Source organism: Brevibacterium sp. NPDC049920, assembly GCF_040656435.1.
GTDB lineage: Bacteria > Actinomycetota > Actinomycetes > Actinomycetales > Brevibacteriaceae > Brevibacterium > Brevibacterium pityocampae.
This window is the reverse complement of sequence record NZ_JBFAMF010000005.1, coordinates 184,532-210,460: the sequence shown is the minus strand read 5'-3', so window position 1 is coordinate 210,460 and position 25,929 is coordinate 184,532. Positions and strand designations below refer to the sequence as shown.

Below are 25,929 nucleotides of genomic sequence, written 5' to 3'. Positions count from 1 at the left end.
GATCGTGGGGGCTCTTCGCCCTGCCCTGCCCCTCGTGGAAAGGACGCCTTCGTGCGCACCACTCTCATCAGTGCCCTGAGCATCGCCGTGCTGGCCCTCGCCGGCTGCGGCGACTCGGGATCGGATCCGGCCGGCGAGACCCAGGCGGTCTCCACCGCCGAGGCCAAGACCACCTCGCTCGACGGCGTCACCGTCGAGGGCGAGCCCGACGCCGAGCCGACGGTGTCCTTCGAAACCCCGCTCGTCATCGAGGAGTCCGCGCACACCGTGCTCTCCGAGGGCGACGGCGAACCGGTCGCCGAGGGACAGCAGGTCACGGCGAACATGACGATGGTGTCCGGGACGAGCGGTGAGGTCATCGAGTCGAGCTATCAGGCCGAATCGCCGTCGGGCTTCCCGATGGACACCGCGCAGATCAACCAGGCGCTGTTCGACGCGCTCGTCGACGTGCCGGTCGGCTCCCGCGTGCTGCTGAGCCTCAACGGCAGCCCGCAGTCCGGGCAGCCTGCCGAGACCCTGATCTACGTCGTCGACCTGGTGAGCGCCGAGGAGATCCCGGAACCGCTCGAACGCGCCTCCGGTGAGCCGCAGGAGCCCGCCGAGGGCCTGCCCGAGGTGTCCACCGACGACGCCGGCGTCCCGAGCATCACCCAGCCCGAGGGCGACGCCCCAGCCGAGCTCGTCGTCGAGCCGACGATCCTGGGGGAGGGCGCGGAGGTCTCCGAGGGCCAGACCGTGAGCGTCCACTACTCCGGCTGGCTGTGGGACGACGCCTCGCAAACCTTCGACTCGAGCTGGGACCGCGGCGAGCCCTTCGCCGTCGAAGGCGTGGGCGCGGCCCCCGTCATCGACGGCTGGAACGAGGCGCTCATCGGGCAGAAGGTCGGTTCCCAGATCCTCGTCGTGATCCCGCCGGAGAAGGGCTACGGGGCGCAGGGCTCCCCGCCGTCCATCCCCGGCGACGCCACCCTCGTGTTCGTCATCGACATCCTGTCGGCCGTCGGCTGACCGGCAGCCGCCGCACCCATCCACCATCTCCCGTCCCGGAAGGACAGCAGACATGGCCAAGAGCAAGCCCGAGATCGATTTCCCCGGCGACCAGCCGCCCACCGAGCTCGAGATCGTCGACGACGAGATCGGCACCGGTGCCGAGGCGAAGGCCGGCGACACCGTCGCCGTCCACTACGTCGGCGTCGCCCACTCGACCGGTGAGGAGTTCGACTCCTCGTACAACCGCGGCGCCCCGCTCGAGTTCCGGCTCGGCGTCGGCATGGTCATCGCCGGCTGGGACCAGGGCGTGCAGGGGATGAAGGTCGGCGGTCGACGCACCCTGCGGATCCCGCCGCACCTCGCCTACGGCGACCACGGCGCCGGCGGCGTCATCGCCCCCGGGGAGAGCCTGATCTTCGTGTGCGACCTCGAGAACGTGCGCTGACACCGCGCTCGCAGCGGCACTGAGCCGAGACCGCGCACGGCGCCGTCGTCCGCCCCCTCCGGGCAGGCGACGGCGCCGCTGTCATCCGGCGAGCGCGCGGGCCGCCCAGCGCCCGGCGGCCGCGGCGGAGAGGAACGAGGCGGCATCCGCGGTGAGACCGCGGCCCATCGTCGACAGCCGGACGGGGGAGCCCTCGAGCGCTTCGAACAGCCCGTCGAGCTCGACGTCGACGAGCGTGTGGGCGGTGAGTTCGGCGCGCTGGGAGGCGAGCGCCTCGGCGACGATCCGCGGGTCGGGGTCGCACGCGGCCGCCACGGAGTCCGGCAGGGTGGCGAGGCCGGGCAGCGGCACCGTGCAGCCCGGTCGAGCGCCCCGGCCGACTGCGGTGAGCGTGTGATGGGAGATCCCGAAATGGCGCCCGCGGGCATCGGCGTTCGACATCCGGGCCACCGCCACGGGCAGCCCGCCGAGCAGCGCGGCGGCGTCGAGGTGGTCGCCGACGACCATGCCGGAGAACCCGAACGGGGTCCCGGTCCCGAGGTTGCCCGGGCCCTGGCTGACGATCGTGATGTCCGCGCCGGCGACGTGGCGGGCCGCGAGCAGGGCGGAGTGGACGGTGACGGCCTCGTGGTCCCCGCCCCACGCCTGGCCGACGCTCAGCGTGTCGGCGAGCCAGCCGGCCTCCTGCAGCCCTGCGACCGCCTGGGAGAACGGCAGCGGGAGCGCCGCCCCGTCGGTCATCGCATAGGCGACCCGCAGCTCCGGGTCCTCCGCCCGGATCCCGGCGAGGATCGCGGGCAGCGCCGAGTGGAGGTCGGCGACGAGCACCGGCATCCCGTCGATGCCCGTCGCCCGGGCGAGCGTCGCATGGTGCTCGGACTCCTGGTCGTCGACCCCGAGCACCATCGTCTGGGTGGGGGAGTAGCGGTCCTTGACGAGGTGCCCCGGAGCCGGAGGCGGGTCCGCGGGGAGCGCCTCGGGCAGGGCGACGACGAGCGCGAATCCGCCGGTGCCGAGCCCGCGGGCGAGGGCGGAGACGTTGAGGATCACGGTGTCGCCGGGCTCCGGGGTGCCGACGAGCCCGGTGTAGGCCACTGCGCGGACCTCTCCGGCACCGGTTGCCCCCGGGCTGCCGTCAGCGCCCGGGAGGGGTTCGGTGAGGGCCGCGCGGACCTCCCTCACCCCGGGCCGATCGCTGCTCACGGACACGACATGCGCACGACGCCAGTGGATCATATGCCCACCGTACCCGGTGCGTGCCTGTAGCGTGGTGGGCGTGAACGATGCCGACAGCCGCGTGCGCGAGCAGACCGAGCGGATCCTCAACCTGCTCATCGCGCTGCGCGCCGCCTCCGGGTGGATCGACCGCGATTCCCTCAAGGCGTGCATGGACGAGTACGCCGGCCTCAGCGACGCCGCCTTCGACCGCGCCTTCTCCCGTGACAAGCGCCTGCTCCGCGACCTCGGGATCGAGATCAGCACCGCGACCTGGGACGACGAGTTCACCGGACGCAACGGCTACGGTTACCGGATCACCTCCGACGACTACGAGCTGCCCGAGATCGACCTCACCCCGCAGGAAGCCGCGGTGCTCTCCGTCGCGAGCCGCTTCTGGCAGGACTCGGCGCTCGGCGAGGCGAGCGGGCGGGCGCTCCACAAGCTCCGGGGTCTCGGCATCGACCTCGCCGAGAGCACGGACCCGCTGCCTGCCCGGATGCGGTTCGGCACCGAGACCTTCGCCGCGGCGCTGTCCGCGGTGAACGCCCGGCGCGCCGTGCGCTTCTCCTACCGCAAGCCCGGCGGCGTCGCCGGGGAGCGGCGGCTCGAGCCCTATGCGCTGCTCACCCGCGGCGACCGCGTCTACCTGCTCGGCCGCGACCTCGACAAGGAGGAGATCCGGACCTTCCGGCTCTCCCGCATCTCCGGCACCCTCTCCCGAGTGCACGGCCGGAAGGACGGGGACTACACGGTGCCGGAGGACTTCCGGCCCGGCGACTGGTTCCGGCCGGTCCACGCCTCCGGAGCGAGCACGACCGCGCACCTGCGGCTGCGACCCGGCAGCGGCGACCCGCTGCGCCGCGCCGGCACGCCCGCCGGCACCGACGATGCCGGCTGGGACCTCCTCGCACTCGGCTACGACGATCCGGAGGAGCTCGCCGCGACGCTGGTGGGCTTCGGGCGGGCCGTCGAGGTCGACTCGCCCGCCGACCTCGCCGACGCCCTGGAGCGGATGCGCGGGACCACGCTGGCGGCCCTGACCGCCGCACAGGACGCCCCCGTGGCACCGAGCACACCCGTGGAGACCGAGGCACCCGACACGGAGGAGCGCGCATGACGACGACCGCCTCGACGCGCCTCGCCCGCCTGCTCGGGCTCGTGCCCTACCTTATCGAGAACCCCGGCGCGGATCTTCACCGGACCGCCGCGGTGTTCGGCGTCACCGTCGCCGAGCTCGTCGACGACCTCGAGCTCCTCTTCGTCACCGGCCGGCCCGGCCGCATGCCCGACGACCTCATCGAGGCGAGCTGGGAGGACGGCCGCATCCACCTCGGCAACGCCGACGAGGTGTCCGTGCCCGTGCGTCTCACCCGCGATGAGTCGACGAGCCTCCTCGTCGCCCTCGACTACCTCGCCTCGCTCGATCCGGACCGCCAGGCCGCGATCGCCTCCACCCGGGACAAGATCCGCACCGCCGCCGGACTCCAGGACGAGCGGCCGAGCATCGACGTGGGCGTCCCCGAGCTCGACCGGGAGCTCGCCGCGGAGATCCGCGGCGCCGCGGCCGCCGGCACCGGCCTGGACATCCGCTACTACGTGCCCTCCCGCGACGAGCTCACCGCTCGCACCGTCACCCCGCGCTCCCTGCGGCTCACCGGGCAGTGGTACATGGACGCCTACTGCCACACCTCCGGCGGGGAGCGGTCCTTCGCCGTCGACAACATCCGCAGCGCTGCCCCGACGACAGCACCCGCCGCCCCGCCCGCGCCGACGGACGAGGCCGATGCGGGCTCCGGAGCCGGTGCCGGCCCCGATGAATCCGGCACCGCGGTCACCCTAGCGCTCGCCCCGGCGGCGGCCTGGCTCGCCGACGAGCTCGATCCGCTCGACCGCGCCCACGACACGCACGGCCCCGGCACCGTGACGATGACGCTCCGAGTGCTCTCCGACACCTGGCTCACCCGCCTCCTGCTCCAGCACGGGCGTCACGTGCTCGCCGTCTCCCCTCCCGAGGCCGCCGACGGTGCCATCTCAGCGATCGCCGGCACCGCTCCGGGCGCGGATGATTCCCACGTCGGCAGGGACTAGACTGGATCCCTGAAACCGCTTCCTGAGGAGTCCGCATGCGCCCCGAGCCGATCCACATCATCATCCTGCTCGTCGTCATCCTGCTGATCTTCGGCGCGCCCAAGCTCCCGATGATCGCGAAGAACCTGGGCAAGTCGATGAAGATCTTCAAGTCCGAGGTCAAGGATCTGCGCAACGACGACGACCGCGGCACCGCCGAGCGGCACGAGATCACCGACGCCCCCGAACGTCCCGCAGACCCGACCCGGTCCGCCGAGCGCACCGCCGAGCCCGTCGATTCCACCCGCACCCCCGGCGACGAGCAGCGCCCCCGTCCCTGACCGGTGGTGAAGATCTCCCGTCCCGGCGGTCTGCCGGGAGGCGGCCGTGCCCGTGCGGCCAACCCCGAGAAGCGGATGCCGCTGGCGGGGCACCTCGTCGAACTCCGCAACCGCGTCCTCCTCTCCGTCATCGCCCTCGGGCTCGGCGCCGTCGTGGGCTGGTTCCTCTACGATCCGGTCCTCCAGTTTCTCCAGGCCCCGGTGATGGAGGTGTCCGCGCAGGACGGCCGCGTCGCGGAGGTCAACTTCGCCGGCGTCGCCTCCCCCTTCGACATGAAGGTCAAGGTCGCGGTCTTCATCGGCTTCTTCCTCACCTCCCCGTTCTGGCTCTACCAGGTATGGGCCTTCATCGTGCCGGGCCTGACGAAGAAGGAGAAGCGCTACTCCCTGGGCTTCCTCGCCGCCGCGATCCCGCTGTTCCTCGCCGGCGCCGCACTCGCCTCGTTCGCCCTGCCGAACGCCGTGCGCACGCTCACCGCATTCACCCCCGAGGGTGCGACGAACATCATCCCGGCGCAGGACTACCTCAACTTCGTCATGCTCATCATCGTCGTGTTCGGCATCGCCTTCGTGCTGCCGGTCCTCATGGTGGGCCTCAACCTGCTCGGGCTGCTGTCGGCCGACACCATCCGCAAGTCGTGGCGCTGGGTCGTCGTGCTGATCTTCGCCTTCGCCGCGATCGCCACCCCGACCCCCGATGCGATCTCGATGTTCTTCCTCGTCATCCCCATGACTGCACTGTTCGTCCTCGCCTGGGTGCTGTGCTGGCTCGGCGACCGGCGGCGGAAGGCGCGGATGATCGCCGAGGGCACCTGGGAGGATCCCGCCGAGCTCGACGACTGAGCCGCGAGCGGCCCGGAGGGCGGCGGACGCGCACCTCGAGGCGGTAGAGTCGAGGGCATGGACGACCGCATCCCGCCTGCTCAGGCCTACGCCGCATCGCGGAAGCGCGCAGCGGAGGCGGCCACCCCGTTCGGACGCTTCACCGCCGCGCTGTCCTACGGACTCGACCCGTTCCAGGAGCAGGCGTGCCGGGCGCTGGCCGACGGGAGATCCGTGCTCGTCGCCGCCCCGACCGGCGCCGGCAAGACCGTCGTCGCCCAGTTCGCGGTGCTGCTCGCCACCGAGCAGGACGTGCGCGTCTTCTACACCACCCCGATCAAGGCGCTGAGCAACCAGAAGTTCGCAGAGCTCAGCCGGGAGTACGGGGCGGACCGGGTCGGACTGCTCACCGGCGACGTCTCGATCAACCGGGACGCGCAGATCGTCGTGATGACGACCGAGGTGCTGCGCAACATGATCTACTCCGGCACCGACCTCAGCTCCCTCGGCTACGTCGTGCTCGACGAGGTCCACTACCTCGGCGACCGGTTCCGGGGACCGGTGTGGGAGGAGGTCATCATCCACCTGCCCGCCCATGTCGCACTCGTCAGCCTGTCGGCCACCGTGTCCAACGCCGAGGAGTTCGGCGCCTGGCTCCGCGAGGTGCGCGGGCACACCGAGGTCATCGTCAGCGAGCACCGGCCGGTGCCGCTGTACAGCCACGTCGCCGTCGGCACCGACCTCCACCCGCTGTTCCAGGCCGGGGCGCCCGGGCAGGTCAACCGCGACCTCGAGCTGGCGGTGCGGCCCTTCGTCTCCCGGGGCTCCCGGCGGGACCGCCGCCGGCCCATGCACGCACGCTTCCAGCGGCCCTCGCGCACCGCGCTCATCCGCGAGCTCGACGAGGACGACCTGCTCCCGGCGATCTTCTTCATCTTCTCCCGCAATGGCTGCGATGCCGCCGTCGAGCAGTGCCTCGCCGCCGGCCTCGACCTCACCGACAAGGCGGAGAAGCGTCACATCATGGCCCGCCTCGAGGAGCTCCACGACGAGCTCGGCTCCGAGGACCTCTCCGTGCTCGGCTACCACACCTTCTCCACCGGTCTCATCCACGGCTTCGGAGCACACCACGCGGGTCTGATCCCGCAGTTCAAGGAGCTCGTCGAGGAGCTGTTCGTCGACGGCTGCCTGCGCGCGGTGTTCGCCACCGAGACCCTCGCGCTCGGCGTCAACATGCCGGCGCGCACCGTCGTGCTCGAGAAGCTCACGAAGTTCAACGGCGAATCCCATGTGCAGATCACCCCGGGGGAGTACACCCAGCTGACCGGGCGCGCCGGACGGCGCGGGATCGACGTCGAAGGCCACGCCGTCGTCGTCTGGCACCCGAGCACCGAGCTCGCCGACATCGGCTCGCTCGCCTCGAAGCGCACTTACGCGCTGCAGAGCCGATTCACCCCGACGTACAACATGACGGCGAACCTGCTCGCCCGGCTGACCGAGCACGACGCCGCGAAGGTGCTCGAGACCTCGTTCGCCCAGTTCCAGGCGGACAAGGGCGTAGTCGGCCTGGCCCGGCGGGTGCGCCGCAACGAGGAGGCGCTCGCAGGCTACCGGACGTCGATGGAGTGCGAGCGCGGGGACTTCGAGGAGTACGTGCAGCTGCGCCGCACCCTGTCGGAGATGGAGAAGCGGGCCAGCCGCTCACGCACGAAGATCAAGCAGCGGGAGACGATCGAGTCGCTCGGCCGGCTCAAGCACGGCGACGTCATCGTGCTGCCCTCGAAGCGGATCGACGGCACCGCCGTCGTCATCACTCCGATGAGCAACCGGGACGGCGAGCTGCGGCTGCCGACCGTGCTCACCGAGCAGGGCAAGGTGTGGCACCTGCGGATGCACGAGATCACCGAGCCCGCCGTGGTGCTCGGACGCCTCAAGATGCCCAAGCGCTTCAACCACCGGCAGGCATCGGAGCGCCGCGCGCTGCGCGATTCCCTGCTCGCCGCGATCGCCGACGGCCGTGTCGCACAGCCCAGCGAGGCCGCGCAGCCGGCCAAGGGTGCCCGGGTCCAGTCCGAGGAGATCGCACTCGTCCGCGAACAGCTCCGCAGCCACCCCTGCCATTCCTGCCCCGACCGCGAGCACCACGCCCGGTGGGCGGAGCGGGCCGCGAAGCTGCAGCGCGACACCGCCTCGCTGACGAAGCAGATCGAAGGGCGCACGACCTCGATCGCGCAGGTGTTCGACCGGGTGCGCCGCGTGCTCACGACCCTCGGGTTCCTCCCCGACGACGCCCGAATCCTGCGCCGCATCTACGGGGAGCGGGACCTCCTCACCGCGCTGAGCGTGCGCGCCGGGCTGTGGGACCCGCTGTCGGAGCCGGAGGCCGCGGCCTTCGCCTCGAGCCTCGTCTACCAGGCCCGGCGCACCGAGGGGTACTTCAACCCGCGGATCCCCTCCGCGAGCCTCGAGCACGCGCTCGTCGAGCTGCGGAGCACCTGGCAGAACCTCTACCGGCTCGAGGTCGACGCGGACCTGCCGGTGACCCCGGAGCCCGAGTTCGGCCTCGTCGAACCGATCTTCCGATGGACCGAGGGGAAGTCGCTGTCGGCGGCACTGGCCGGATCCGACATCGCCGCCGGGGACTTCGTCCGCTGGGCCAAGCAGACCCTCGACCTGCTCGGCCAGGTCGCCGACGTCTGCGAGCCCGCGACCGCGGTGGTCGTGCGCCGCGCGGCGGACGCGATCCGCCGTGGGGTCGTCGCGGATTGAGACCCCGCGGGGCGGCTGTCAGCGACCGATGCGCCGGACCACGGACTCGATGTCGGAGCCGAAGGTCGAGTCCGTCGACAGGTAGGTCCACGTCGAGGACGGCCGCTTGAGCCCGTATGCGGGCAGGTCGATGCCCGCGTCGGTGAACTCCGCCTCCTCCACGACCTCGGTCGCGCGCTCGAGGACATCGGTCCAGAACCCGGAGAACGCGCCGATCGACTCGGAGTTGAATGCCTCGTGCGGCTTCTCCCGGGCGAGCGTGCGCAGGTGGATGCCCTCGCGCAGATCGTTGAGGAACGCGAGGTGCTCGACCCACCGGTTGTCGAGGGTGAAGAGCAGGACGTCGCGGATCGCGGCGTCGACGGTGTCCTCCCCGTGCGCCTCGTCGAGCTCCTCGACGCGCTCCGGCAGCTCCGCGCGGACCTCGGAGATCCCCGCCTCGCCCTCCCGGATCGCCTTCCGGCGCTCGAGGACGAGCTCGCGCTGCTGGGCCATGAGCTCGTTGAAGCGCCAGGTGTCGCGGTGGACCGCGGTGTTCTCGCCCTCGGCCATGCGCTGGGCGTGCTCGACGAGCTGGGCGGCGCGCTTCGAGGCGATGTGGCCGTGCTCGTCGCCCTCCTCGATGAACCGCTGGGCCTCCGGCACGCGGCTCATGAGCTCGTCCTCGAGGCTGGTGAAGAACACCGAGGAGCCCGGGTCGCCCTGGCGGCCGGCGCGGCCGCGCAGCTGGTCGTCGAGGCGGGAGGACTGGTAGCGGCCGGCGCCGATGACGAGCAGCCCGCCGGATTCGGCGACGGATTCGTCGGCGAGCCGGATGTCGGTGCCGCGCCCGGCCATCTGGGTGGACACGGTGACCGCCCCGGCCCGCCCGGCGCCGGCGATGATCTCCGCCTCTGCGGAATCGTCCTTCGCGTTGAGCACCTGCGCATCGATCCCGCGGGTGCGCAGCCGCTCGGCGAGGCTCTCGGATTCCGCCACCGAGCGGGTGCCGATGAGCACGGGACGGTCCGCGGCATGCTGCTCGACGACCTCGTCGACGATCGCGCGCTCCTTCGACTCCTGGAAGGTGTAGAGACGGTCCGGCTCGTCGACGCGGATGACCTCGAGGTGGGGGTCGACCGGCACGATCTCGAGCCCGTAGAACTCGCGCAGGTCCTCGCCCACGGCGACCGCGGTGCCGGTCATGCCGCACACCGTGTCATAGCCGTGGATGAGCTCCTCGACGGTCATCTGATCGAGGATCTCGCCGCTGTCTGTCGTCGACAGCTGCTCCTTGACCTCGACGGCGGCCTGCAGCCCGTCGGGCCAGCGCTGAAGCTCGGCCACCCGGCCGCGGGAGTCGGAGATGAGCTTGATGGCGCCGTCGACCACGAGGTAGTCGACGTCGCGATGGACGAGCGCGGAGGCGTAGAGCGCGAGGTTGACCGCGGCGAGCGTCGCCGAGTCGTCCCCGAACAGGTCGACGTCGAGCTCCTCCTCGACCCGGTCGATCCCGGCGTCGGTGAGCGACACCGCCTTCCGGTCGGGGCTGATCTCGTAGTGCTCGCCGGCCACGAGTCCGGCGACGAGCGCGGCGATCTCCGCGTCCCCCGCCTCGTGGCTGGTGGACCCGGCGAGGACGAGCGGGACGCGCGCCTCGTCGATGAGCACGGAGTCGGCCTCGTCGACGATGACGACGTCCCGGCCGGGCACCCGGATCTCCGCGTCGTCGAGCACGAAGCGGTCCCGCAGCACATCGAACCCGACTTCGGTGACGGAGGCGTAGACGACCTCGGAGCGGTAGGCGGACCGGCGCTCCTCCTCGGTCTGGGTGCCGGAGATCGCGGCCGACTCGACACCGAGCAGATCGAACAGCGGCCTCATCCAGGCCTCATCGCGCACCGCGAGGTAGTCGTTGACGCTGACGAGGTGCACGCGGCGCCCCTGCAGGGCGTAGCCGGCGGCGGCCATCGCGCCGACGAGGGTCTTGCCCTCACCGGTGAGCATCTGCACGATCGAGCCCTCGAGCAGCCCGATGAGGCCGGTGATCTGCTCGTCGTAGGGGCGCTCGTCAAGGGTGCGCTCGGCGGCCTCGCGGGCCAGCGCGGCGAACTCGGTGAGCTGGGTCCGCCGCTCGCCGGTCTCGAAGATCTCCCCGGCCTTCACGGTGATCTCCGCGTCGCTGAGCTCGGCGTACTCCTCGCCGAGTCGTTCGATCTCCGGACGGCTCCTGCTGAGCCAGCCGATGCGCCTGTCGGCCTGGGCGCCGGGCCGGTTGAGCAGTCGGGCGAAGAATCCCATCGCGCATGTCCTCCACAGGGGTCGGGTGTCGGTCCCAGTGTACGCAGGGGACGAGGTGTCCCCGCGCATCCTCCGGGCGGTCGGGGGCGCGGTCAGACACCGGGCCGGGGAGCGGGTCCGCGGCGCGGCTCGAAGGGCCACGAGGGGTCGACGACGGCATTCGGACGGCCGCGCCCGCGCAGGTACTCCTGGAACGAGGCGGCCTGTTCGCGCTTCCACCCGATCTGCGCGGCGTGGAGCGCAGCGGGGGAGTGGGCGGCGATGTCGGGATGGACCGCGGCGATCGCGAGGGCGATCCGGACGGCCGCCTCGGCGTCGGCGAGGGCCTCGTGCGCCTGGGAGAGCTCGACGCCCCAGTTCTGGGACACCGCGGTGAGCGTGCGCGGCCCCCTGCGGAACTGCTGGGCCCGCTTGTCGAGGACGAAGGTGTCGATGACGGGCGGGCAGACGGCGCGGGCGTCGGGCTCGGCACCGGCGCGCTCGGCCTCGTACTGGAGGATCGTGAGGTCGTAGACGACGTTGTGGCCGACGAGCATACCGCCGGCTCCGCGGATGGCGGCGACCTTCGCGAGGATCTCCGGCACCGCTTCGGCGACCGGCCGACCGTGGGCGCGGACGTGCTCGGGGGTGATGCCGTGGATGCGGACCGAGGCGGCCGGGATCTCCACGCCGGGATCGACGAGCCAGGTCAACCGTTCGACCGGGTCGCCGCCCGCGAATCGGACGAGCGCGGCGCTGACGATGCGCGCGGTGTGCGGATCCGTCCCCGTGGTCTCGAGGTCGAATCCCCACAGGGGGGCCTCGGTCCAGACCTCCCCGGCGGACTGCTCCCCGGTATGGGCGGCGGCCGGGACACCTGCGGGTGGGGCGACGTCTGCCGGCGGGGCACCGAGCGCGGCGAGCAGGCGCTCGGCGCTCTGCGTCAGACCGTGGCGGGCGGCGAGCTCGCGCAGGGCGACGGGATCCGGATCACCGCCAGCGGCCTCGACGAACCCGGCCACCGGGAGATCCTCCCGGCATGTCATCACCGTGTGGTTGGCCTCGACCGCGGCGCGGTGCTCGAGGATCGCCGCGGCGCGACGCGGGGACAGCCCGTGGGCCCGCTCGCCGGCTTCGGCGGCGGCGAAGATCCCCGGCAGGTCGCCGTAGCCGGAGAGCAGGGCGGCCGCGGTCTTCTCCCCGATGCCCGGCACCCCGACGAGCCCGTCGGAGGGGTCGCCGCGCAGCGCGGCGAGCGCCCGGTACTGCGCGCCGTCGACGACGCCGTAGGACCCGGGCAGGTCGGCGATGCGCAGCGTGTCCCAGACGCCGGCCTTCTTGGGCCTCATGACCACGAGATCGCGGCCCGGGGCGAGGAGGGAGAGGAGATCCCGGTCGGAGGACACGATGACGACGGATTCGTGCGCAGCGGCGGCGATCGAGGCGATGACGTCGTCGGCCTCGGTGCCGGGCACCTCGGCCACGGGGATCCCGGCGGCGGCGAGGAGGGCGGTGATGAGGGGGAGCTGGACGGCGAGGTCCGGCGGGGTCTCCGTGCCGGCGGCGTCGTCGGTGACGCGCTGCGCCTTGTACTCCGGGACGACGGCGGTGCGGAACGCCGGTCGCCAGTCCGCGTCCATCGCCGCGACGATGCGGGTGGAGCCGGTGAGCTCGACGAGGGAGGCGAGTGTCTGGGTCATCCCGCGGGCGGCGTTGATCGGCATCCCGGCGGGGTCGCGGAGCGAATCCGGGAGGGCGTGGAACGCCCGGTAGTACAGCGTCGGGGTGTCGAGGACGACGAGCGGTTGAGTCACGGTGTCACCCTACAACGGCCCTCGGACACGGGTCCGGGGGAGCATCGCGCCCCGCCCGCCGTGGCAGAATGACCGGGTGACTTCCAGGACAGTTCTGCATCACGGCGACGTCTACAGCAGCGCCGATCCCTTCGCCACCGCCATCGCCTTCGAGGGCGACACCGTGACCTGGGTGGGGTCCGATGAGGCCGCCGCCGAGCTCGGCGGGAACCAGGTCGACCTCGCCGAGGACTTCGTGACCCCGGGGTTCGTCAGCGCCGGGGTGGACCTCCGGGACGTCGAGGTGTCGCCCGCGGAGCTCCTGGCCGCCGGCATCACCACCGCGCACGTCGTGGGGGAGAGCACGACGGTGGAGAACTTCGCCGCCGCCGCGCCCCCGGGGCTCGACATCGTCGCCTACCCGCTCGGGCGCACCGACGCGACCGGCGCGGTGGGCATCGCCGAGCTCGACCCGCAGCACCTGCCGGAGCACCCGCAGTTCGCGCTCGTCGACTCCCCGGAGCAGCTCCGGACCGCCCTCGAGCTGTTCCAGGATCCCGTGGTGCGCACCCACGCGCAGCGCCACGGCTACCGGCTGCTCGTCGGCTGCCCCGTCCCTGCCTCAGGTGTGGAGAAGCTCGCCGGTCACGGCATCCCGGTCACCCTCGACCCGACCCGCCACGAGCAGCCGCTCGGCACCATGCTCTCCGCCGGAGTGCAGCTGAGCTTCGCCCTCGATCCCGCATCCCCCTGGCGCTCGCTCAGCGCAGCGGTGTACGGCGCGGCCGACGGCATCTCCGCACGCGCCGCATTCAACTGCGCGACCCGGTTCGGGCTGCGTGCGCTCGGTCGGTTCGAGGCCGGCGTGCTCGCCCCCGGCGCGCTGGCGACTGCGGTGCGCTGGGAGGTCGACGGGCTCGCGGTGCAGGTCGCCGACGAGCGGGTGGCGGCGTGGAGCACCGATCCGCGCTCCGGTACCCCGGGGCTGCCCGATCTGACCGATCCGGAATCGCTGCCCCGGCTGCGCACGGTGTGGGTGCGCGGCACCGAGGTGTGACCGCTTAGCCGAGCGGCGCGGCGCGGACATGCGCGACACGCCGGGAGTGCTGAGATTCTTCGACCTGTTTTCTGCTCCCGCAACCCGCTGTTCACCTGGGCGGATAGGCATCGTCCCAGGTCAGAGCGATTTTGCGGAACCCTGCTCGGCGGGTAGGTTCGACTCTGACGCTCCCGTTGCGGGAGCGCGACCCGGTTCCCGCCGGCATTAGAAAACGTGGGCCTCTCGGTTCCACGGTCCGAAGTCGGTGGGGCCGGGTCCATCGATTCACGCCGGAGTGCCTCACCGGCCCACCCGCCGGTGTCCTCTAGGGTGGGGGAGTGCCTATGAAGACCCTCATCGTCATCCCCACGTACAACGAGCGGGATTCTCTCCCGCACACCATCGAGTCGATCCGCACCTGGGTGCCCGCGGCCGAGATCCTCGTCGTCGACGACGCCTCGCCGGACGGCACGGGGGAGTGGGCGGACGAGGCCGCGGCGGCCGATCCGCGCATCTCCGTGCTCCATCGCACTGCGAAGAACGGCCTCGGTGCCGCGTATGTCGCCGGCTTCACCTGGGCCCTCGAGCGCGACTACGCGGTGATCTGCGAGATGGACGCCGACGGCTCGCACCGCGGCCGCGACCTGCCGCAGCTGCTCGCGGCGATCGAGGGCGGCGCGGATCTCGTGATCGGCTCCCGCTGGATCCCCGGGGGAGCGGTGGTCAACTGGCCGCGCAACCGCCACCTGCTGTCCCGCGGGGCGAACCTCTACGTCAACGCGGCGATGGGTCTCGGGGTCGGTGACGCGACCGCCGGCTTCCGCGCGTACCGGCGGGAGGCACTTGCGGCGATCGCGCTCGACGACATCGAGTCCCAGGGCTACTGCTTCCAGATCGATATGACGAAGCGGGTGGACGAGGCCGGCTTCCGGATCGCCGAGGTGCCGATCACCTTCGTCGAGCGCGAGCTCGGGGAGTCGAAGATGCACGGCGGAATCATCTCCGAGGCGATGACAAACGTCGCCCGCTGGGGCCTCGAGCGCCGCGGGCGTCAGGTCCGGCGCCTGCTCCGTCGCTGACGCGACATCGGGCGGCGGTCGGCGACCACCACTGAATGCGACGATCCCTGAATGCAGCGATCCCGCCGAGTCCTCTCGGCGGGATCGTGCGCTTTCAGGGGGTCAGCTCTGCAGCGGGGCCTCTCCACGCCGCACTGCCAGCCGCTCGTCGAGCAGCACCTGGAGCTCTTCGAAGGAGCGGCGCTCGAGGAGCATGTCCCAGTGGGTGCGGACGTGCTTCTCCGGCTCCGCCTCGGGCTCCTCGCCGCCCACCCGCATGCCGATGCCGTGGGTTCCCGAGTCCCAGGTCGCGGGCACATCGGCCTCGACGGAGAACGGGACGGTGAAGGTGTGCCCGTCCTCGCAGGCGTACTCGACGACCTGACGCGGCGCCGGCTCGACGCCGACGTCCGATTCGAGGCTCCGCGAGCCCAACTGGGTCCCGCGCAGGCTGCGCTCACTCATTCCTGGTCCACCTTCCGGTCGTGCACGATCGAACAATCCAGTCCAACAGTCTACCGGGCGCTTTCATTCCTCAGGAACGAGGATTCCCCGGCGACGGCGGATCACCCGCAGGCAGGTGATTCCCGAGCACGGCGAGTGCCCGGGCCGGGTGATCGGTGACGATGCCGTCGACCCCGAGCGCGGCGAGCTCGCGCATGTGCGCGGGTTCGTTGACGGTCCAGACGTGGACGAGGAGCCCGGCGGCATGAGCACGGTCGACGAAGCGGCGCGTCACGACGGTGATGCCGGACCGCCGGTGCGGTACCTGGAAGGCATCAAGGTCCGGATCGAACCGGTGGGCGGCCCGGCGGCCCGCGAGCAGGAACGCGGCGACCTCGGCGGTGCCCGCGGAGCTGCGCACGCCCGGAAGCGCGGCACGCAGCCGGGCGAGCCGGCGGGTGGAGAACGACGCGAGGCGGATCCGGTAGCCGATGTCCATCGCGCGGATCAGGCGCACGGTGGAGGCGGTGGACCGGTCGGCCTTGACGTCGATGTTGAAGGACACGCCCGGGAGCTCCTCGAGCACGTCCGCCAGGCGGGGGAGTCGACCGCCGCCGGTGAGCTCGATCCGATCGAGGGTCCGGGCGTCGAGGTCGCCGAGGCGTTCGGGGCGGCCGGCGAGGCGAGCGAGGTCGGGATCGTGGACGGCGTAGAGGACCCCGTCGCGGGAGGCGTGCACGTCCGTCTCGATCCAGTCGAGCCCGAGGTCCGCGCAGCGTCGGAAGCCCTCGATGGTGTTCTCCGCGGCGTCGTCCCACAGTCCGCCGCGGTGGGCGATCGTCTCCGGTCCGGTCATCGCACCCACAGTAGCCGAGCGTCGACCCGCGGGCCCGCCGGTCCACCGGCGCCCGCCTGAGGATCGCCTGTGTGGGTGCGACGAAGCGCTCCCTGACGTTGACCACGGCGGCCGTGACCGGGGACAATCGGCGTATGAGCGATCATCGTGAACCCGTGGAACCGACCGAAGTGTACGACTCGACCCATCGCAGCGCCTCGGATCGCATCCGGGCCGCGGCGGACCAGGTGATCTCCGGCGGCGTGCGCGCCGCCGATGCCGCACGGCTGCGGGCGGAGTCCGCCCGCAGCGGCGTGCGCGACTTCGCCGATCAGCCCGTCGATCGGGTCCGCTCCTACTCCGAGCGCGCCCGTACGGAGAGCGCTCGGATCGGCGACCGGGCGAAGTCCCAGGCCCACCGCGCCGCCGCCCCCGGTGGACCGGTGGACTGGACCGAGACGAAGATCAACGGCCTCATCGCCGGCATCGGCACGCGCCTCTCCGACGCGGTGCGCACCGGCAAGGTCGACCGCGTGTTCCAGGTCGCGCAGGAGGGTGTCACGAAGGGCGCCGGACAGGCCCGCCGCCTGCTCCGCCGCTGACGGACCCAGCACCACCCGCCGGGCATTCAGTCGGCGGAGACGACGAAGGCCCCGATCATCCGATCGGGGCCTTCGTGCGTGCGGTCACTCGCCGCTGTCGATGTCCGGGGTGCGGCTGCCGAGCTGGCTGTCCATGCGGAGCAGTCCGGAGCCGTCGTCGCCGACGATGGTGAGGCGCCCGACGATCTCGCCGACGCTCGCCTCCTCCTCGAGCTGCTCGTCGACGAACCAGTTGAGCAGCGGCAGGATGTCGATGTCGCCCTCGGCCTGGGCGGTGCGGTAGAGCTCACGGATCGCCTCGGAGACCTTCTCCTCGTGGGCGAGAGCGGCCTCGAAGAGCTGCACCGGCGTGCGGCCGGAGAAGCTCGGCGCCTCGATGGTGCCGATCTGCGGGGCGGATCCGCGGTCGAGGGAGTGGGAGATGAACTTGGCAGCGTGGACCTGCTCCTCCTCGGCCTGGGCGCGCATCCACGAGCTCATGCCGGTGAGATCCTGGTTGTCGAGCTCGATGGCGAGCTGGAGGTAGACGATCGACGCGGTGAGCTCGAGGGTGACCTGGTCGCTGAGGGCGCGGGCCATGGTGTCGGACAGACGCATGGAGGCTTCCTTTCGGGTCCGGAACGGTGGAGCATGACGCGAGTCACGCTGTGCTCACATCGTAGTCCTGCAAGGGGAGCGCGGCATGTGTGGATAGGCTGACCTCAGCCTGGGGCCCGGATGAGCAGGCGTTGCGGGCTCCCGTTGCCATAGAAGATGTCGGAACTTCTCCGTCAGATGAGTCGGAACGTCACCCCGCACAGTTCACTATGGCGGTCACTGCGTGCGTACCGTGTCGACGACGATCGCCAGGGCGAGCAAGAGGTAGACAGCCCCGGCGAACTGGTGAAGATGGCGGCTGGCACGTCGATTCTGTGCGAAGCGGGCGGCGAAAGCGCCCGCCAGGAGGCCGATTGCCCCGTACAGCAGAACCTCGGTGGCGACGTTGACCGCGCCCAACATCGCGAGCTGCAGTTCTGGGCTCTCCGCTCTGCCGATGAACTGGGGGAGGACGGCGACGAAGAACAGGATGAGCTTGGGGTTGGTCAGGCTGATGATCACGCCCCGCACGTACCACCGGCCGGCGCGCACCTGATCGATGTCGGTGCTCCCTCGACGCGCGTCGCGCAGGCTCGTCCAGGCCATCCACACCAGAAAGGCCGCCCCGCCCAGTCGCACGGCGTCCAGGACTGCAGGGTTGGCCTGCATGAGCCTGGCCAACCCGAGGACCACCGCGGCGGCGTAGACGCTCATCCCGGTTCCGATCCCGAGGATGGCGCGGGCGGCTGCCCGCCGGCCCCCTTGCAGGCCCACGGCGATCATGTAGGTCATGTCCGGCCCGGGTGGTGCCAAGAAGGCTAGGATCACCCCGACGAAGGCGGGGAGGACCAGCAGGTCAACCACGGGCTTGCCCGTCTATCAGGATGGCCCAGGTGGCAATCGATGCGGGGGACCAAACCGTTGGCTGCCGGGTTGCCGTGAGGTGCGAGCGACAGAAGGCGGGCAGGGGCATGTTCACTCCGCTCGATAGGAACCGTCATGGGTAGTTCTAACAGCCGGTCGCCGTCCGTGCAACCAGCAATGTCGGTTCCGAATTGGTAGACTCGCAGTCATGTCGGCGACCAGATACCCGCCGTTCCGCCCGGGAACGGAACTGGCGATGTGCTTCACCGGAACACTCACCGAGCGTCACGGGGACCGCGTGGAACGCATTCCCGTGCCGTCGCGCCTTGCAGACTGGTTCATCGCCAACGGTCTTGACGTGGTGGCCTGCAGTGAGGCCGATCTTGACCGTGCTCGCGAGCTGCGCGAGGCCGTCCACGTATGCGGCACAGCGGCGGCACGGGGTGAGCCGCTTCCGCCTGAGGCTCGCGAGGTCATCAACATGGCCAGCATCAACGGGTCCGCTTCAGCTCTCCTCACTACGGAGGGTGGCCTTGGTTGGCAGTTGGGACCCGGGGGCCCAGTGGCCGGCGCCCTGGGGGTCGTAGCGCTGAGCGCGATCGGCATCATCTCCGGAGCGCGCGACGGCAGGCTCGCACTCTGCGCATCCCCGACGTGCCGGGCGGCCTTCTTCGACACCAGCCGCAGCCGGACCCGAAAATGGTGCGACATGAACACCTGCGGCAACCGCGAGAAGAAGGCACGTTTTCTGGCCAACAGGCGAAGCGCCGGCGGTTCGTCCCGCGACACGTGATCGGCAGGATCCTCCCGGGTTGAAATGATGGGATGGTGAGCTCGACCGGTCCGGGGCCCACCCCGCGGGTGCGGTTCAATGAGTCGACCTCGGGTGGTCGTTCGGGCCGTTGTGCTCGCTCCGGTGATCTCCTCGGCCCGCTCGGCGAGCATGTTCGCGTCGTTGATCCCCGTGGACACGGCCCGATTCGCGGAGCAGAGGCATCGGCCGATCTCGCAGGTGGCGTGGGCGCTGGAGTTCAACGAACGCCGGGACGGCGTTGCTCTCCCGCAAAGCCGATAATATACATTATGTTAACTACGGGCGGAAGAGGGGAAGAGGGCGGGAACGGCGCAGACGTACCCCCTCCCGGTTCCGCACGTCTGCGCCGGCCCCGCTCCCCGTTCAGCTGAACTGCGAGAAGTCGGGCTTGCGCTTCTCCGCGAAGGCGGTGAACGCCTCCTTGGCCTCCGGGCTCGTCAGACGTGCGGCGAACTCCTCACCCTCGACGCGCATGTGCTCGGTGATCGCCGTGGTGTCGCGCATGAGCTGCTTCGTCGCGCGGACCGCGCCGAGCGGCAGCTGGGCGATCCGGGCGGCGACGGCCTCGATCGTGGGCACGAGCTCGGCGGCGGGAACCGCTGTCGTGGCGAGTCCCCATTCCACAGCCGTGTCGCCTCTCACGGTCTCCCCCAGCGCGAGCATGCTGAATGCGCGCAGGTGGCCGATCCGGGCCGGCAGGAGCATGCTCGAGGCGGCCTCCGGGACCAGTCCCAGGCTGACGAACGGCGTCGAGAGCTTCGCGTCCTCGGCGATGGCGACGTAGTCGCAGTGGAGCAGCAACGTCGTCCCCACGCCGACCGCCCGACCCTGGACGGCGGCGAGCAGCGGCTTGGGGAACTCCGCGATCGCGCGGACGAACCGGCGCACGTGGCGTGGTCCGCTGTCCGGCGTGCTCGCGGCGAACTCGCCGACGTCGTTGCCCGCGGTGAACATGTCCCCCTCACCCCGGATGACGACGACGCGGACCGCAGGATCGTCCTGGGCCGCCTCGAGAGCGTCCGCAAGGATTCCGTACATCTCGTTCGTCAGCGCGTTCTTCTTCTCGGCGCGGTCCATGACGAGCGTGAGGACGCCGTCGGATCGCTCCGTTCGGATGCTGCTGTGCTGCGTGCTGTCATTCATCGTTCTTCTCTCCTGGTGAGAATCGGGTAGTCACGGTTTCCAGCCAGCGCTCGACGAGGGCGAGCTCGCTCGCGTCGAAGCCCTCGCACAGCCGGTCGTTGATGGTGCGGGCGGTCCGGACCGCCTCGGCCCGGGCGGTCCGGCCCTCCGCGGTGAGGACGATTGTCGCGGCGCGCCCGTCGTGCGGGTCGGGACGGCGTTCGACGAGTCCGTCCCGGCTCATCCGGTCGAGCAGACCGGACAGCGCGGAGGGGCTGAGCCGCAGCTGCGCGCGCAGCTCTTTCGTCGGTCGCCCCGAATCGTCGTCCCCGACGGCGAAGAGGATGCCGGCCCGGGCGGAGTTCTGTTTCCCCGCATCGTCGTGGAGGGCGGCCTGGAGCGAGCGTTGCGCGAGGTTGAGCAGATAGATGAAACGGGGCTTCCGCTCAGGGGCGGGCGCGGATCCCGCGAATTCATTTCGCATACGAACAATACTAGGTCACATACGAAGCATCTGTCGAGCGTCGGGTCCATCATTCCGTCACCGCTGTGACGCGAGCACAGTGGTGCTCGGTCATGGACGGTGAGCCCGCACCTCCCGCCACCTGACTGCAGGCCGAGGTCGGGCCGCCTCTCCCCCAGCTTCTCGAGGACCTCGGCCTGCGGGTGGTGCACAGCGCGTGAATGACAGAGCCCGCCCGTCCGGAGAGGACGAGCGGGCACTGGAAGGTTCGGATCCGATCAGCGGTCGGTCGAGCGACGCGAGGACTTCTGGTCGGCCGTCGGCAATACGACGATCGCGAGCAGGGGCAGCACCAGCATCCCGCCGATGATGGCCATCGAGAGCAGCACATCGATCATGTCTTTCACCTCCCACCGAGTCGTCGTGGACAATCCTAACCCGAGGTCAGGACTGCTCCGCACCCGCGTCCGGGCGCGTCGGCACCGCACATCCGTCCGGCCCGCACGCGGCGGCATCGGGCTCCCCCAGCGGCGTCAGTCCGACCTGCGGATGCACCTCCGCCCACACCTGCTCGAGTGCCTGGGTGAAGACCTCGGCCGGCTGAGCGCCGGACACCCCGTACTTCTGCTCGAAGACGAAGAACGGCACCCCGGAAACGCCGATCTGCTGGGCCGCGGCGAGGTCGGCCTGCACCGCGCGCACCACCGTGGGGTCGGTGAGTCCGGCGCGCACCGCGCCGGCGTCGAGGCGCTGCGCCGCCCCGATCCGCACGAGCACGTCCGCATCCGCGATGACCTCGCCGTCGCGGAAGTGCGCGTCGAACAGCGCGTCCTCCACTGCCCCGATGTCCGCACCCGTGGCCTCCGCATATTTGAGCAGCGCGTGCGCGGCGAGCGAGGACGAGGGCACCACGGAATCGAAGTCGAAGTCGAGCCCCTCCCCCGCACCGGCCCGCGCGATCTGCTGCGTCATCGCCTCGACCTGGGCGCGCGGCATGCCCTTGCGCTCGATGAGGTATTCGACCTCGGTACCGTCGTAGCGCACCGGCAGGTCCGGATCGAGGATGAAGGCGTGCCACGCGACCTCGACCTCGTCGCGGTGCGCGAACCGCGCCAGCGCCGATTCGAAGCGGGCCTTGCCGATCCGGCACCACGGGCAGGCGATGTCGGACCAGATGTCGATGCGGATGGTCATGGCGAGGCTCCTCGGGACGGAGGGTCGATGGGCGGTGGAGGAACGGACGGCTGTGGCGGTGGCGGCCGCCCCGGTCCTGCGGGTCCCGGCGGGTCGGACCGGGTGGGCACGGCACCGGCCGGGTGGAGTCCTGCGGGATCGTCCCGCCGGTACGTCAGGCGCCGGAGCAGCGCCTCGGCCGGCCCCCGCCGGCCGCGGGATTCGAGCACTCCGGCGATGACGAGCGAGAGCACCCAGACCGCGACCGCCAGTGCGTAGGCCCCTGCGGTGCCCATCCACTCCCCCATGCCGAATCCCCAGGCCGCCAGCAGCGGAGCGAAGATCAGCGACTGGAGCAGATAGAAGCTCAGCGAGCGCTTGCCGACGGCCGCGACCGCGCGCAGCGGCGACCTGACGCGGGAGCGCAGTCGCAGCGCGAGCAGACCGAACAGCGCGGCGTAGCCGACCCCGCCGGCCATGCCGGTGAGGGTGACGAGCCCCATGGTGCCCCACCACGCTGCGTCCGCCAGCGGCAGGAGGCCGAGGTACGACAGTGCCTGGGGCACGGCGCCGAGGACTCCGATGAGGATCCCCCACAGCGCGGTGCGGCCGAGCAGACGGCGGTGGCGCTCCGAGTCCTCGAGGAAGCGGTGGCGGGCGGCGAACCACCCGAGGAGGATGCAGGCGGGCACCACGAGGCCGAGGAGCTGACCGAACAGGCCGAGGGCGAAGAACAGCACCCGGGCGCCCACCGAGACGAGGTAGTTCCCGTCCCCGCTGAGCATGCCGCGCTGGCTGCCGACGGTGAAGCCGGTATCGCCCGCGAGCTCCTCGGCGGACATGCCGGTGGCCTGCGGCAGCACCCACGAGACCATCACCGCGCCGAACAGGCTGAAGAGCGCGCTGACGGCGAGCATCGCGACGACCACCCAGACGAGGATCTTCAGGGTCCGGTCGGCGCGTCGGAAGAACAGCGCAGCGAGGATGAGGCCGGCGAGTCCGTAGGCGCCGAGGATGTCACCGGCGAACAGGAGTGCGGCGTGGACGAACCCGAAGGCGATCATCCACCAGTGGCGCCGTGCGAGCATCCGCCGGACCACCGGCTCGGGGATCCCGCGCGCCGCGCGCGAGGTCGCGAACTGCACCATCCCGTAGCCGAACAGGAAGGCGAACATCGGATAGACGCGGGCGTCGACGAAGAGGATCGCGAGTGTGGAGAGCGCCCGGTCGAGCACGGTGCCGTCGGTCGGGTGCACGACCGCGGGGTGTTCGTCGCCGCCGTAGAGGAACCACGACACATTGGCGATCGCGATGAACAGGAGCATGACCCCGCGGGCGAGGTCGGGGGCGAGAGCGCGCGGACCCGGTCCGCGGTGCGGCGTGTGCGGCGCGGGACCGGCCGCAGGAGCCGGGCCGGCCGGGCCCCGGCGGGGTTCGGGCGTGTGCATGCGATCGATGCCTTCGGGCGGGGATCGCCGAACGGGGCGGGTGCCGTCGGCGGGGCACTTCGCAGTCTAGCGGGATCCGCGGACTCAGCCGAGGAGCCGGAACCCGAGGCCGAGGACGAGCGGCAGGGTGACCATCGACAGAAGCGTCTGCACGGCGATGAGGGCGGCCATGAGCCGGGCGTTCCCGCCGAGCTGCCGGGCCATGACGTACGCGCTCGGCGCGGTCGCGATCGCCTGGAACACGAGGCCCACGCGAGCCGCCTCGCCGGTGACGCCGAAGGCGAGGAGCGCGGCGACGGTCACCGCCGGCAGGACGAGGAGCTTGACCGCGGCGGCGACGACCAGGCCGACCCCGTGCTCGCCGATCGAGATCGCACGCATCCCCGCGCCGACGCACAGCAGGCCGACCGGCAGGGCCGCGGCCGACAGCGGGTCGAGCACCTCGAGCGCGAGCCCGGGCAGTTCGACGGGGAGCAGGTTGACGACGATCCCGAGCGCGCAGCCGAGCACGAGCGGATTGAGGACCACCGTGCGCAGGAGCGAGAGCCACGAGTGCTTGTCGACGAGGAAGAGCTCGAAGGCGAGCGAGGACAGGACGTTGACGAGGGGGACGAGGATCGCGCCGATGATCGCCGCGAGCGCGAGCCCGGTGTCGGCGAACAGCGCCGCGGACAGGGACAGGCCGATGTAGGTGTTGAAGCGGATGCCGCCCTGGAACACCGAGGTGAACGCCGGGGCGTCGGCCGCGACGAGCCGGTGGACCAGGCACAGGACGCCCGCTGCGCCGAGCGTCGGCAGCACGAGGCCGAGTGCGAGCGGGCCGAGGTCGAAGGCGGCGATGTCGACGGTGGCGACGTTGCGGAACAGCAGGGTCGGCAGGAGGGCGAAGTAGGCGAGCTTCTCCGCGCCCGCCCAGAATTCCGCGGAGGAGAACAGCGGGGTGCGCCGCAATCCGAAGCCCAGGGCGATGAGAGCCGCCACCGGCACGAGCGCGGTGACGATGTCGGCGAATCCCATGGACCTCACTCTAGGAGATCGGCCGTGCTGCAGAACCTGCGGGCGCGGAGTCGGCGGTTCTCGGGAATGATCTCGGACTTGAGTGTGTTCGACTCAATGTAAGGCTTCACCGCACATCTGAAAGGACATGCACATGGCCACCAAGTTCGATCCGATCCGCGATCTCGACCGCTTCTTCTCCGAGGTCACCCGCACCCCCAACACCGCCGCGCTGCCGATGGACCTCTACCGTGAGGGCGAGGTGTTCGTCGCCCGCATCGACATGCCCGGCGTCGACCCGGCGAGCATCGATGTCGACGTGCAGGACCGCACGCTGACCGTGCGCGCCGAGCGCACCGCGAACACGAGCACCCAGGACATCAAGTGGCTCACCCGTGAGCGTCCCACCGGGACCTTCGCCCGTCAGCTCACCCTGGGCAACCGGATCGCCCTCGACCAGATCTCGGCGGACTACACCGACGGTGTGCTCCTGCTGACGATCCCGGTCGCGGAGGAGGCGCGGCCGCGCAAGATCTCGGTCGCCCACAACCAGGGCACCGACCGCAGCACCACGGTCACCACGGACCTGGGCACCTCGACCGGCACCGACTCCGGCACCTCGGGCACCGGCACCTCGGTCTGAGGATCCTCGGGGCGTCCCTCGCCCCGGTGACAGCGGAACCGGCCGGGACATCGCATCACGCGATGTCCCGGCCGGTTCTTCCATGTCCGGGCGTCGGCCGGCGCCTCACTCCATCGAGAGCACGATCTTGCCGAAGCGGAGGTTCGAGTCGAGCTGGGAGTGCGCCTCGGCGACCTCGTCGAGCGGGTAGACGGAGTCGATGACGGGATCGATGTCCCCGTCGGACACCATCTCGAGGAACCCGGCGAAGTCCCGCGGGGACCCCATCGCGGTGCCGAGGATCCGCTTGTGCTGGAGGTAGAGGGTACGGATGTCGAAGTCGGAGACGATGCCGCTGTCACCGGTCCCGCCCATCGACAGCACCGCTCCCCCGCGCCGCAGCAGCAGCACGGACTCCTGGAGCGTCGATCCCACCGAGTCGAGGACGAGGTCGGCCTCTCCGATCTCGTCGCGCAGCCGCAGCTCCCAGTCCGGGACGGTGTAGTCGACGCCGACCGCAGCGCCCATCTCCTCGGCGAGCCGGAGCTTGTCCTCGCTCGAGGACGTCACCGCGACGCGCGCGCCGGCCTTGACGGCGAGCTGGAGGGCGATGAGCGACACGCCCGACCCGGCGCCGAGGATGACGAGGGTCTGGCCGCGCCGCAGCCGCCCGACGGTGAACAGCGCCCGGTATGCGGTGAGGCCGGACAGCGACAGCGCGCCGGCCTCCGCCCAGGCGAGGTGGCGCGGTTTGGGGAACAGGCAGGCCTCGTCGACCGCGATGAGCTCCGCGTAGGTGCCGCCGTCGGGCCCGCCGCCGAGCACCGCGTAATCCGGTCCGGGGCAGGCGTCGTCGTCGCCCCAGCGCAGGGACGGCAGGATGATGACCTCCTCCCCCGTGTCACGGCGGATGCCGGCGCCGTCGGAGCCGAGGATCACCGGCAGGTGCGGTCGGTAGCCGGGGCCGATCCCGCCACGGATGAGCGCGTCGCGGCGGTTGATGCCCGCGGTCCGCAGCTCGACGAGGACCTGACCGGCCTTCGGTTCGGGGTCCGGGATCCCGGTGCATCCGAGGACCTCCGGTCCGCCGTGCTCTGTCAGCAGGACTCCGCGCATTCTCGTGTCTCCTCCTCAGTCGATTCCGTTCCTCATCCTCCCACGGATGGTTC

25 protein-coding genes are annotated in these 25,929 nt (G+C 71.2%); 12 read left to right on the top strand and 13 right to left on the bottom strand.

Annotation, left to right across the window (positions count from 1 at the left end; genetic code table 11):
* Positions 1-51: 51 nt before the first annotated feature.
* Together AB0I45_RS06890 and AB0I45_RS06885 are read left to right on the top strand one after the other, a co-directional pair.
* Positions 52-1,008, top strand: a complete 957-nt coding sequence (locus AB0I45_RS06890) for an FKBP-type peptidyl-prolyl cis-trans isomerase (protein WP_247424612.1) — start codon at positions 52-54, stop codon at positions 1,006-1,008.
* 52 nt (positions 1,009-1,060) lie between these two features.
* Positions 1,061-1,435, top strand: a complete 375-nt coding sequence (locus tag AB0I45_RS06885; protein ID WP_247424609.1) for an FKBP-type peptidyl-prolyl cis-trans isomerase — start codon at positions 1,061-1,063, stop codon at positions 1,433-1,435.
* Between the two features lie 81 nt (positions 1,436-1,516).
* Here AB0I45_RS06885 and AB0I45_RS06880 read toward each other — a convergent pair whose 3' ends face one another.
* Positions 1,517-2,671 carry a DUF3866 family protein gene (locus AB0I45_RS06880; RefSeq protein ID WP_345031011.1) on the bottom strand — a complete coding sequence of 385 codons (1,155 nt, stop codon included), beginning with the start codon at positions 2,669-2,671 and terminating at the stop codon, positions 1,517-1,519.
* A gap of 40 nt (positions 2,672-2,711) precedes the next feature.
* Between AB0I45_RS06880 and AB0I45_RS06875 the strand changes: the two genes are divergently transcribed.
* The 5 genes from AB0I45_RS06875 to AB0I45_RS06855 are packed head-to-tail and all read left to right on the top strand — an operon-like array spanning position 2,712 to position 8,652.
* Positions 2,712-3,770 (top strand): WYL domain-containing protein, encoded by a 1,059-nt coding sequence (locus tag AB0I45_RS06875; RefSeq protein ID WP_247424603.1) that lies wholly within the window; start codon positions 2,712-2,714, stop codon positions 3,768-3,770.
* Positions 3,767-4,741 carry a WYL domain-containing protein gene (locus AB0I45_RS06870; RefSeq protein WP_247424601.1) on the top strand — a complete coding sequence of 325 codons (975 nt, stop codon included), beginning with the start codon at positions 3,767-3,769 and terminating at the stop codon, positions 4,739-4,741. The genes AB0I45_RS06875 and AB0I45_RS06870 overlap by 4 nt, the downstream gene beginning before the upstream one ends.
* Positions 4,742-4,776: 35 nt before the next feature.
* On the top strand, positions 4,777-5,061 hold the full coding sequence (tatA, locus tag AB0I45_RS06865; RefSeq protein ID WP_247424599.1) for a Sec-independent protein translocase subunit TatA: 285 nt from the start codon (positions 4,777-4,779) through the stop codon (positions 5,059-5,061).
* Between the two features lie 6 nt (positions 5,062-5,067).
* Positions 5,068-5,904, top strand: coding sequence for a twin-arginine translocase subunit TatC (gene tatC / locus AB0I45_RS06860; RefSeq protein WP_265809336.1), 837 nt, complete (start codon positions 5,068-5,070; stop codon positions 5,902-5,904).
* A 57-nt stretch (positions 5,905-5,961) separates the two neighbouring features.
* Positions 5,962-8,652 (top strand): DEAD/DEAH box helicase, encoded by a 2,691-nt coding sequence (locus tag AB0I45_RS06855; protein WP_247424596.1) that lies wholly within the window; start codon positions 5,962-5,964, stop codon positions 8,650-8,652.
* Between the two features lie 18 nt (positions 8,653-8,670).
* Here AB0I45_RS06855 and secA2 read toward each other — a convergent pair whose 3' ends face one another.
* Positions 8,671-10,932, bottom strand: coding sequence for an accessory Sec system translocase SecA2 (secA2, locus tag AB0I45_RS06850; RefSeq protein ID WP_345031006.1), 2,262 nt, complete (start codon positions 10,930-10,932; stop codon positions 8,671-8,673).
* A gap of 92 nt (positions 10,933-11,024) precedes the next feature.
* Positions 11,025-12,725 carry an exonuclease domain-containing protein gene (locus AB0I45_RS06845; RefSeq protein WP_295687291.1) on the bottom strand — a complete coding sequence of 567 codons (1,701 nt, stop codon included), beginning with the start codon at positions 12,723-12,725 and terminating at the stop codon, positions 11,025-11,027.
* A 76-nt stretch (positions 12,726-12,801) separates the two neighbouring features.
* Here AB0I45_RS06845 and AB0I45_RS06840 point away from each other — a divergent pair, with 76 nt between their 5' ends.
* Both AB0I45_RS06840 and AB0I45_RS06835 read left to right on the top strand, forming a co-directional pair.
* On the top strand, positions 12,802-13,761 hold the full coding sequence (locus AB0I45_RS06840; protein WP_247424587.1) for a metal-dependent hydrolase: 960 nt from the start codon (positions 12,802-12,804) through the stop codon (positions 13,759-13,761).
* Positions 13,762-14,087: 326 nt separating this feature from the next.
* Positions 14,088-14,822 (top strand): polyprenol monophosphomannose synthase, encoded by a 735-nt coding sequence (locus AB0I45_RS06835; protein ID WP_247424584.1) that lies wholly within the window; start codon positions 14,088-14,090, stop codon positions 14,820-14,822.
* 102 nt (positions 14,823-14,924) lie between these two features.
* On the opposite strand, the gene AB0I45_RS06830 is transcribed toward AB0I45_RS06835, so the two are convergent.
* Both AB0I45_RS06830 and AB0I45_RS06825 read right to left on the bottom strand, forming a co-directional pair.
* Positions 14,925-15,266: an RNA polymerase-binding protein RbpA gene (locus tag AB0I45_RS06830; RefSeq protein ID WP_345031000.1), complete on the bottom strand. Its 342-nt coding sequence runs from the start codon at positions 15,264-15,266 to the stop codon at positions 14,925-14,927.
* Positions 15,267-15,336: 70 nt separating this feature from the next.
* A complete protein-coding gene (locus AB0I45_RS06825; protein WP_265809333.1) occupies positions 15,337-16,101 on the bottom strand; it encodes a glycerophosphodiester phosphodiesterase family protein in 765 nt (254 codons plus the stop codon).
* Positions 16,102-16,235: 134 nt separating this feature from the next.
* On the opposite strand from AB0I45_RS06825, the gene AB0I45_RS06820 reads away from it, so the two are divergent.
* Positions 16,236-16,682 carry a hypothetical protein gene (locus tag AB0I45_RS06820; RefSeq protein ID WP_295687298.1) on the top strand — a complete coding sequence of 149 codons (447 nt, stop codon included), beginning with the start codon at positions 16,236-16,238 and terminating at the stop codon, positions 16,680-16,682.
* Positions 16,683-16,766: 84 nt separating this feature from the next.
* On the opposite strand, the gene AB0I45_RS06815 is transcribed toward AB0I45_RS06820, so the two are convergent.
* Both AB0I45_RS06815 and AB0I45_RS06810 read right to left on the bottom strand, forming a co-directional pair.
* Positions 16,767-17,279 (bottom strand): ferritin, encoded by a 513-nt coding sequence (locus tag AB0I45_RS06815; RefSeq protein WP_247424572.1) that lies wholly within the window; start codon positions 17,277-17,279, stop codon positions 16,767-16,769.
* Positions 17,280-17,495: 216 nt separating this feature from the next.
* Positions 17,496-18,086 carry a LysE family translocator gene (locus tag AB0I45_RS06810; RefSeq protein ID WP_360317525.1) on the bottom strand — a complete coding sequence of 197 codons (591 nt, stop codon included), beginning with the start codon at positions 18,084-18,086 and terminating at the stop codon, positions 17,496-17,498.
* Positions 18,087-18,330: 244 nt separating this feature from the next.
* Between AB0I45_RS06810 and AB0I45_RS06805 the strand changes: the two genes are divergently transcribed.
* On the top strand, positions 18,331-18,915 hold the full coding sequence (locus AB0I45_RS06805; RefSeq protein ID WP_247424566.1) for an ABATE domain-containing protein: 585 nt from the start codon (positions 18,331-18,333) through the stop codon (positions 18,913-18,915).
* A 384-nt stretch (positions 18,916-19,299) separates the two neighbouring features.
* Here the strand turns inward: AB0I45_RS06805 and AB0I45_RS06800 are convergent, their stop codons facing one another.
* From AB0I45_RS06800 to AB0I45_RS06780, 5 genes are all read right to left on the bottom strand, one after another.
* Positions 19,300-20,079 (bottom strand): enoyl-CoA hydratase, encoded by a 780-nt coding sequence (locus AB0I45_RS06800; protein ID WP_295687304.1) that lies wholly within the window; start codon positions 20,077-20,079, stop codon positions 19,300-19,302.
* The gene (locus tag AB0I45_RS06795) at positions 20,072-20,542 is read right to left on the bottom strand and encodes a MarR family winged helix-turn-helix transcriptional regulator (protein WP_295687307.1); all 471 of its coding nucleotides are present in this window, start codon (positions 20,540-20,542) and stop codon (positions 20,072-20,074) included. The genes AB0I45_RS06800 and AB0I45_RS06795 overlap by 8 nt, the downstream gene beginning before the upstream one ends.
* Before the next feature lie 423 nt (positions 20,543-20,965).
* Positions 20,966-21,715 carry a DsbA family oxidoreductase gene (locus AB0I45_RS06790; protein ID WP_345030995.1) on the bottom strand — a complete coding sequence of 250 codons (750 nt, stop codon included), beginning with the start codon at positions 21,713-21,715 and terminating at the stop codon, positions 20,966-20,968.
* On the bottom strand, positions 21,712-23,142 hold the full coding sequence (locus tag AB0I45_RS06785; RefSeq protein WP_345030993.1) for a DUF418 domain-containing protein: 1,431 nt from the start codon (positions 23,140-23,142) through the stop codon (positions 21,712-21,714). The genes AB0I45_RS06790 and AB0I45_RS06785 overlap by 4 nt, the downstream gene beginning before the upstream one ends.
* A gap of 84 nt (positions 23,143-23,226) precedes the next feature.
* Positions 23,227-24,159 (bottom strand): AEC family transporter, encoded by a 933-nt coding sequence (locus AB0I45_RS06780; RefSeq protein ID WP_295687312.1) that lies wholly within the window; start codon positions 24,157-24,159, stop codon positions 23,227-23,229.
* A gap of 133 nt (positions 24,160-24,292) precedes the next feature.
* On the opposite strand from AB0I45_RS06780, the gene AB0I45_RS06775 reads away from it, so the two are divergent.
* Positions 24,293-24,781 carry an Hsp20/alpha crystallin family protein gene (locus AB0I45_RS06775; RefSeq protein ID WP_137319667.1) on the top strand — a complete coding sequence of 163 codons (489 nt, stop codon included), beginning with the start codon at positions 24,293-24,295 and terminating at the stop codon, positions 24,779-24,781.
* Positions 24,782-24,886: 105 nt separating this feature from the next.
* Here AB0I45_RS06775 and AB0I45_RS06770 read toward each other — a convergent pair whose 3' ends face one another.
* Positions 24,887-25,876, bottom strand: coding sequence for a zinc-binding dehydrogenase (locus tag AB0I45_RS06770; protein WP_137319666.1), 990 nt, complete (start codon positions 25,874-25,876; stop codon positions 24,887-24,889).
* Positions 25,877-25,929 lie beyond the last annotated feature (53 nt).